Consider the following 240-nt stretch of genomic DNA (forward strand, 5'->3'; position numbering starts at 1 on the left):
GTTTTAGCTCCTGTCTCCCTTTTGCGAGTGGTTGTCGTTGTTGTACTGTGCGTCCTTGATGTGCTGGTTCGCCTTGATTTCCTTGTTCGCCCTGAGGTCCTTGTTCGCCTTGAGGACCTTGTTCGCCTTGAGGCCCTTGTTCGCCTTGATTACCTTGTAATAGTTGAATTGCATGTTCGAGTTTTTGTAAATGAAGATGATTTATTCGAATTATTATTTTTTTAAAAAGTAAATTTTATT

At 40.4% G+C, this 240-nt stretch carries 1 protein-coding gene; it reads left to right on the forward strand.

Features of this window, described 5'->3' with window-relative positions; translation table 11 throughout:
• Window positions 1–225, forward strand: a 225-nt coding sequence (locus tag JDS96_RS31805) for a hypothetical protein (protein WP_206777266.1), incomplete at its 5' end; no start/stop codon positions are given.
• Window positions 226–240 lie beyond the last annotated feature (15 nt).

This window comes from Bacillus cereus group sp. N21 (genome assembly GCF_016483395.1).
Classification (GTDB): Bacteria; Bacillota; Bacilli; order Bacillales; family Bacillaceae_G; genus Bacillus_A; species Bacillus_A pseudomycoides.